Source organism: Paenibacillus sp. NPDC056579, from assembly GCF_042793215.1.
In the GTDB taxonomy this organism is placed as follows: domain Bacteria; phylum Bacillota; class Bacilli; order Paenibacillales; family NBRC-103111; genus Paenibacillus_S.
In genome coordinates this window covers 22557-29209 of the sequence record NZ_JBHTVD010000023.1, presented here as the reverse complement: position 1 = coordinate 29209, position 6653 = coordinate 22557, and the positions used below count along the sequence as shown (strand labels likewise).

Sequence of the window (6653 nt, the reverse complement as noted above, 5' to 3'; positions counted from 1 at the left end):
CGAACAGCATCAAAGTATAAGTGTTGAAAATGACGAGCATGGACACGATAGCAAAAATGGATATCATCCCCCATTTTTGCCCTTTTTCACGATCTTGAAGATAAGGAAGAATATACGGAAGCAAAAATAAATTGGTAAACCAGGACAAGGGAACAATCGCTCCCTTAAAAGAAGGTCCGAGCCCTTTTTCCAGGATCGGAAACAGCTTCTTGACACTCAATTCCGGAATGAGCATCACAAAAACAAGTATCGAAAATAGTAAAACGATTGGCATTAAGACTTGCGCCGTCCGTGCGATGACCTCAAGTCCTCCGCGGACGGCGCAGCCGCAGACAAAGATCATCCCGCTAATGACAACAAACATCGGCGTGAAGTTAAGGAAATTGGATACCACCAATTCTTGAAATAACCTGATGATGTTTCCGTTGATATGCAGATAATTAAACAGAAACAGTAAACCGACGGCTTTTCCCAATCCGGTGCCGAGAATGCGGTTGAGATACTGCATTAAGGTTTCTTCGGGATAAAATCTCTCCAGCCGTACAGCAAGCCATACCGTAATGACGCCCGCTATAGAAGCCCAAACCGGCGAAAGCCACAAATCACGCTGGGCATATTTAAACGTGATGGCAGGAACAGTGAGATCCGCAGTAGCCACAACTAACGGATACATTAGAAGCGCCATTTGAAACGATGAAATCCGGCCTTGCTCCATCCTTATCTCCACCTCCAATTACCCTTTCCACGTCTTATTCTTCCAACAGATCGCCCAGCGGCTTAAAAATCGTCACCATCCATTTGTTTGGCCCCGGAATTTCTGGAAAGAACAATACCATAGCTAACATCCCCCCGGCAAATAAGGAAAGGATGACAAATGCCGCTTTTTCCTTTTTCTGATTAGGTTCGATTTTGGGCCATTCGTACATGGCGATTAACGCCAATAATATAGCGATTCCTAACAATTTAATAAATGCCATTTCTTTTTTCAACTCCTCAATATTCTTCAGCTCAACCCAATAGCTCAATGCGCATTTTCTTTCTTGGAAGACATTTTATTGCGGATGAGCACGATCAAGAGAAGCAGCAAGGGGATCAAAATTTGCACTAAAGAATCGTAAAACGGCGCGGCTTTATCGACAAAGGTACTAAGATCCTGCAAGGACGGCGCCACCCACAATGTAAACACTAACAACAGCATTCCAAGAGGAAAAACGATCGGCTTATAGTTGCCAAGGTTTAACCATTGCGCTGTTCCCAATACTAAGACATAATAATAAATCGCAATTTTCAAATAAGCTCCGGCAACCCATATCACCACCACTACAGATTCCACATGCTCCAGGAAATCCGCAATGCTGATTAAGCGGGCGGCCTGCATGACGGGATAAGTAAATTTACCCGTTATGCTTCCGAACAGCATCAAAGTATAAGTGTTGAAAATGACGAGCATGGACACGATAGCAAAAATGGATATCATCCCCCATTTTTGCCCTTTTTCACGATCTCGCAGATAAGGAATTATATACGGAAGCAAAAAGAAGTGGGTGAACCAGGACCAGGGAACGATCGCTCCCTTAAGCGAAGGTCCGAGTCCTCTTTCCAGGATCGGAAACAGCTTCTTGACACTCAATTCCGGAATAAGCAGCACAAAAACAAGTATCGAAAATAGGAAAACGATCGGTATGAAAACTTGCGCCGTCCGTGCGATGACCTCAAGTCCTCCGCGGACGGCGCAGCCGCAGATAATGATCATCCCGCCAATAACAACAAACATCGGCGTGAAAGTAAGAAAATTAGATACAACCAATTCCTGGAATATCCTGATAATGTTTCCGTTCTGATGCAGATAGTAAAACAGAAACAGGAGACCGACGGCTTTTCCCAATCCGGTGCCGAGAATGCTGACGAGATACTGTATTATGGTTTTCCCGGGATAAAATCTCTCCAGCCGTACAGCAAGCCATAACGTAATGACCCCCGCTATAGAAGCCCAAACCGGCGAAAGCCACAAATCACGTTGGGCATATTTAAACGTGAGGGCAGGAGCAGTGACATCCGCAGTAGCCACAACTAACGGATACATTAGAAGCGCCATTTGAAACGATGAAATCCGGCCTTGCTCCATCCTTACCTACACCTCCAACTACCCTTTCTTCGATAACGGTAACGATCACTATCCGCTTACTTTTCTTTTATCTCCTCTTTCGGTTTTCCCTGCGGAGCGGTGGATAATCCCGGTCTTCGGATCTTCGCCTTCACGTCAATCTCTACCTCAACCCGAGGAAAAATTTCATTCCATCTCTCCTTCGACTTCTCCCATATTTTTGGGTACTTGCGATGGAAGGCTTCGTCAAATCCGATGACATCCGCTTTCGCCTCTTTTTGAATTTTGTTTAGTGTCATTTCGATACGATTTTTAATATCCTTAGCTGTTTCTTCCTCCAATAGCTTTTTGAACTGGACATTCCCCAATTGCAAATTAGTCGAATTTTCCAAAATATCGTCTTCCGTCTCAATCTTTACCGTCATTTTCCAATGGTCACCCTTGATTTCCGGGATCAGTTCCGTTTTGGCTTGCAGCTGCAGCATGGAGACGAACCCTTCGGCTTCTTCTGGCGTGATGGTAATGGTGGGATGCTGAATCTCATTGCGCAGCCAAAGAATGCCCCGTGTCAGTTTATCGTCAACATATTTTACCATCCGCCCGTTTTTTATGATTGCCGCTCCGTTCATCCGGAGACCTATTTGCCCCTTTTGGCCGTTATCTAACCAAGGATTCTCTTCAATCCAGGGAATCGCCGCTGCTTTACTGTCGCCGCTGAGCCCCTCCAACACATCTTTGATGCTAACCTCTAGTCCGGTTCGAACTTTCGCCAGTTCCCTGACCACTTCCGCGCTGTACAATTCCCACGCTGGAACCGCCTGCATCAAATCAGATGCTTTCCCTTTTTTGATAAAGATATTCGAGTTTAAACGCGTTTTCGGATACCGGGCCATAAAATCCAGATAATCACTAAATCTCTTCTCCTTGGCCAGTTCCTCCCCGATTACCATTACTTCACTGTGGCCCCAAAACAATTTGCGCGAAAGACTTTCCTGCATCTTGCTCATTGCATCGGATATCGTCATTCCTCTGGCGATACGGGCTAGTGTCGACTTTCCTCCTCCGCCTTGCTGACTCCCTTTGCCCATTCCCTGTCCTCCCACTTGCCTCGGTGCAATCAATTGAACGGAAAGTTCAATCCCCTCCTTGTCTTCCGGTTTATCCAGACCGAACCCAACAATAATAGCCTGATCATTCAATTCCGTTCGATCCCAACAGCCGGTTAAAAGTACCAATACGGGGACAACGGCAATTCCGGCAACCCTTAATCTCCTGCGCCATTCCGGTCGTTTCATAGCAATTCGTTACTCCCCTCTTTGGGAAGGTTCGGGTTTAGCCCCGGGCGATTGCCTGATCGGGTTATTTTCACCGCTTAATTTCGGTCTTTGATTCAACGCCCATATCGGAGCGCGGATAATAACATCTTTCCATTCCTTCCGCATACCCGGAGCGATTGGGCTCATGTACGGAACGCCAAATGAACGGAGCGTGCATAAATGAATGACAATGAGGAGCACACCCCACATCACCCCCAATAGTCCCAGTGTCCCAGCCAGAATAATTAGCGGAAAACGGAGTATACGAAAAGCGCCAGCCGCGTTATAACGGGCAGTCGTAAAGGAAGCGATTCCTGTGAAAGCCACTACCATGACCATGGGCGGGGACACCAATCCGGCTGAAACAGCGGCATCGCCTATAATCAGCGCGCCCACAATGCTTACGGCTGATCCGACCTGTTTAGGCAACCTGATCCCGGCTTCGCGCAACGCTTCAAAAGCAATCTCCATCAAGATCGCCTCAACCAAAGCGGGAAACGGAATCTGTTCCCTTGAAGCCGCAATGCTGATAAGCAATGTAGTCGGTATCATTTCCTGATGATAAGCTAATAAAGCTACATAAACAGAAGGAAGCAGAAGAGAGATCGCAAGCAAAAAATAGCGCAGCCAGCGGACGACGGTTCCCAATAGAAAACGTTCATAGTAGTCCTCCGACGCTTGCATCAGGGAAAACAAGGTCACTGGAGCGATTAAGGCAAAAGGTGAACCTTCCGTTAGAATCGCAACCCTGCCTTCCAACAAGCTTGAAGCAGCCACATCCGGACGTTCCGTTGAAATGAGTTGCGGAAAGGGGGAAAACGTCGCGTCCTCAATAAACTCTTCTATATATCCACTTTCCAGCACCCCGTCGATATCGATGCGCCGCAAACGGTTTTTCACTTCGTCTATCAATGTCTCTTCCGCCAACCCGGCGATGTAAGCAATGTACACTTCGGTTTGTGTATAGCGGCCGATTTTTACGGAATGAAATTTCATCAAAGGAGAGCGGATGATGCGCCTGAGCATGGAAATATTGACCTGCAGCGTTTCCGTAAAACCTTCCCGCGGGCCGCGGACAACAGATTCCGCCGTCGGTTCCTGTATGTTGCGCTTATCGAATTTCGTTAAGGATAAAATAATCCCCTGATCGAAACGATCGATCAGAAGCAGCGTATTCCCCGTGGAAATATGTTCGATACATTCGGGAAACGTCTGTACGTACTGCACCTTGGACACCGACAGCCGCTGTTCCACCAACCCCTTCATTTCGCGGATTTCCGCCGGGTTTTCCGCCATTAACGGGGTCAGCACGTTATCGTTAATTTCTTCAGCATTGGCTAAACCCTCGAAATAAACGAGCGCCGCCTCATGCATGCCGCTAATAACAAAAGACCGGAAAACGACATCCGGACAATCCGTGTATATCGATTGCAGAACCTGCAGATTTTGTTGCAGATTGCCGCTAATACCATCAAGATGTTGGAAAAGAGGGTGTTGGCTCAAGGATTTATTCGGATTTTGGATTGCTTCATTTCTTTTTTTCTTCTTAAACCGAAACCGCAACATCCCCGTCCTCCCCCCATATGATCCGTATCTTTTCATATTTCATAAATTGCATATATGCTGATTAAATTATTCCTTTCTCGGAAATGTTTGTTAGCGTGTGTACCCGGGAATGGCGCGCCATACGCGATCAACCCGGGCATTTATGGCTGACACGTACCTTTTGGCAGCTTCTTCCTTGATTCTGGCCAACAGATTGTCGTCTTCGGAAGGTTCCGCGTTGGCCGGGGAAAGGAGTAAGTTCCGTATTAAACCGAAACAAAGCAGTATCATGGTCCATCGTCTGTATTTCATCTATACTCTCCTCGTCTCAACGCTAATGTCAACAGCTTCAACTAGACTTCTCTGTTTTTGCTGTTTTTATCCATGCATATTTCTCGATGCTTCGAGAGAAATTACTATTTGTTGTTGACTTGAAGAAAAGGTGGAAAACAAATATGCCCTTATCACCGCGAATGTATCATTGGGTAATCCGTCCACGATGGCTTACCAAAAAATATATTCACGATCACTTGCTGGACCATTTTCGTTTCGATCAGAAAATCGTGCTCGATTTCGGTTCTGGCACTGGGGCAAATTGCTCGTTATGCGAACCGAATTTCTACCTGGGTATCGAACCGGATATCAAGCGTATTGAGTCTCGCTAGGCATCTTTACCCGAACCATCGCTTTATGATTTTTGACGAACGACAAATTCCAGTGAAAAATAACTCAATTGACTATATTATCATTGTGGCAGTACTCCATCATATTAGCGACGATCAAATCAAGCAATATTTGCTTGAATTTAACCGAATCTTTAAGCCTGGCGGCAAAATCATTGTCATGGAGCCATATCTTTGCGAACGAACCAAATTCAATGTAAGCGTCAAACTCTTCCCACCTTCAACTACTACGCTCGCTATGAGATCATGAGTTTAACCTGAGTATGGAGGATAGCTCATGAATGCTAAAGAACAACGCAGATAAGATTGGCAAGTACGCATCGCAACTTATCGGGCAAGTGGCCTCACAATGAAAGCTTGGTGCAACGCAAATCAATGCTCTGTCGAACAATTGAAATATTGGCTTTACAAAATAAAACGTGGTTCATCCCAGACTACTCAGACCCAAAGACTTCTCCCGTACAATTTGTACCTCTTGCTGCTGTTGATCCACCGGGCAGCGTTTCTTCTGTTCCACCTCTTATTCTTCATATCGGTAAAGCCAATATAGAACTTCATTCCGGCTTTGACGCGAAGCTTTTGAGTGAAGTGATTCGCGTGCTTTCTTCATCATGCTGACTTTTTCAAGCAATCAGCGTGTGTTTCTTGCCTGTGGTTCTACCGATCTGCGGAAGTCGATTGACGGTCTTGCTGCCATCGTCCAGGAAAGCTTCGGCCTGGATCCTTTCACTTCCGGCTTATTCGTATTCTGTAACCGAGCATGCAACAAACTCAAAATTCTTTACTGGGACCATAATGGTTTTTGGCTTTACTATCGCGTCTTGAAAGAGGGAGATTTCAGTGGCCTACAGGCAAGGAAGATGTAATAGCTATCTCCAGTAGGGAGCTTAGCTGGCTGCTGGATGGTCTTTCACTCAGTCCTAAGGTCAATGCCATTTCCGTCATTTAGACACAGATTTGTAATCATTTCGTCATAGAACCTTATAGGTATTAGGTGTTTATTAT

7 protein-coding genes and 1 pseudogene are annotated in these 6653 nt (G+C 45.9%); 3 read left to right on the top strand and 5 right to left on the bottom strand.

From position 1 onward, the window contains the following. The 5 genes from ACFQ88_RS39055 to ACFQ88_RS39035 form a co-directional block, all read right to left on the bottom strand. Nucleotides 1-715: GerAB/ArcD/ProY family transporter (locus ACFQ88_RS39055; protein WP_379463263.1), on the bottom strand; the 715-nt coding region annotated here is incomplete at its 3' end. Between the two features lie 34 nt (nucleotides 716-749). Beyond that, entirely contained in the window at nucleotides 750-1025 is a 276-nt protein-coding gene (locus ACFQ88_RS39050; RefSeq protein WP_379463261.1) for a hypothetical protein, read from the bottom strand. Continuing rightward, complete coding sequence (locus tag ACFQ88_RS39045) at nucleotides 1022-2125, bottom strand: GerAB/ArcD/ProY family transporter (RefSeq protein ID WP_379463259.1); 1104 nt, start codon at nucleotides 2123-2125, stop codon at nucleotides 1022-1024. Before ACFQ88_RS39045 ends, ACFQ88_RS39050 begins: the two co-directional genes overlap by 4 nt. Before the next feature lie 56 nt (nucleotides 2126-2181). Then, nucleotides 2182-3399, bottom strand: coding sequence for a Ger(x)C family spore germination protein (locus tag ACFQ88_RS39040; RefSeq protein ID WP_379463257.1), 1218 nt, complete (start codon nucleotides 3397-3399; stop codon nucleotides 2182-2184). A gap of 9 nt (nucleotides 3400-3408) precedes the next feature. Beyond that, on the bottom strand, nucleotides 3409-4986 hold the full coding sequence (locus ACFQ88_RS39035) for a spore germination protein (protein WP_379463255.1): 1578 nt from the start codon (nucleotides 4984-4986) through the stop codon (nucleotides 3409-3411). A 630-nt stretch (nucleotides 4987-5616) separates the two neighbouring features. Between ACFQ88_RS39035 and ACFQ88_RS39030 the strand changes: the two genes are divergently transcribed. The 3 genes and pseudogenes from ACFQ88_RS39030 to tnpB all read left to right on the top strand — a co-directional run bounded on the left by ACFQ88_RS39030 (nucleotide 5617) and on the right by tnpB (nucleotide 6597). Next, nucleotides 5617-5898 (top strand): class I SAM-dependent methyltransferase, encoded by a 282-nt coding sequence (locus ACFQ88_RS39030; protein WP_379463253.1) that lies wholly within the window; start codon nucleotides 5617-5619, stop codon nucleotides 5896-5898. A gap of 69 nt (nucleotides 5899-5967) precedes the next feature. Next, a complete protein-coding gene (gene tnpA / locus ACFQ88_RS39025) occupies nucleotides 5968-6198 on the top strand; it encodes an IS66 family insertion sequence element accessory protein TnpA (protein ID WP_379463281.1) in 231 nt (76 codons plus the stop codon). A 61-nt stretch (nucleotides 6199-6259) separates the two neighbouring features. After that, nucleotides 6260-6597: pseudogene (gene tnpB, locus ACFQ88_RS39020) on the top strand (IS66 family insertion sequence element accessory protein TnpB). Nucleotides 6598-6653: the final 56 nt, after the last annotated feature.

Bases quoted from the DNA above. Each gene is read 5' to 3' on its own strand.
- ACFQ88_RS39035 (WP_379463255.1), bottom strand. From the start codon at position 4,986: ATGTTGCGGTTTCGGTTTAAGAAGAAAAAAAGAAATGAAGCAATCCAA.
- ACFQ88_RS39040 (WP_379463257.1), bottom strand. From the start codon at position 3,399: ATGAAACGACCGGAATGGCGCAGGAGATTAAGGGTTGCCGGAATTGCC.
- ACFQ88_RS39045 (WP_379463259.1), bottom strand. From the start codon at position 2,125: ATGGAGCAAGGCCGGATTTCATCGTTTCAAATGGCGCTTCTAATGTAT.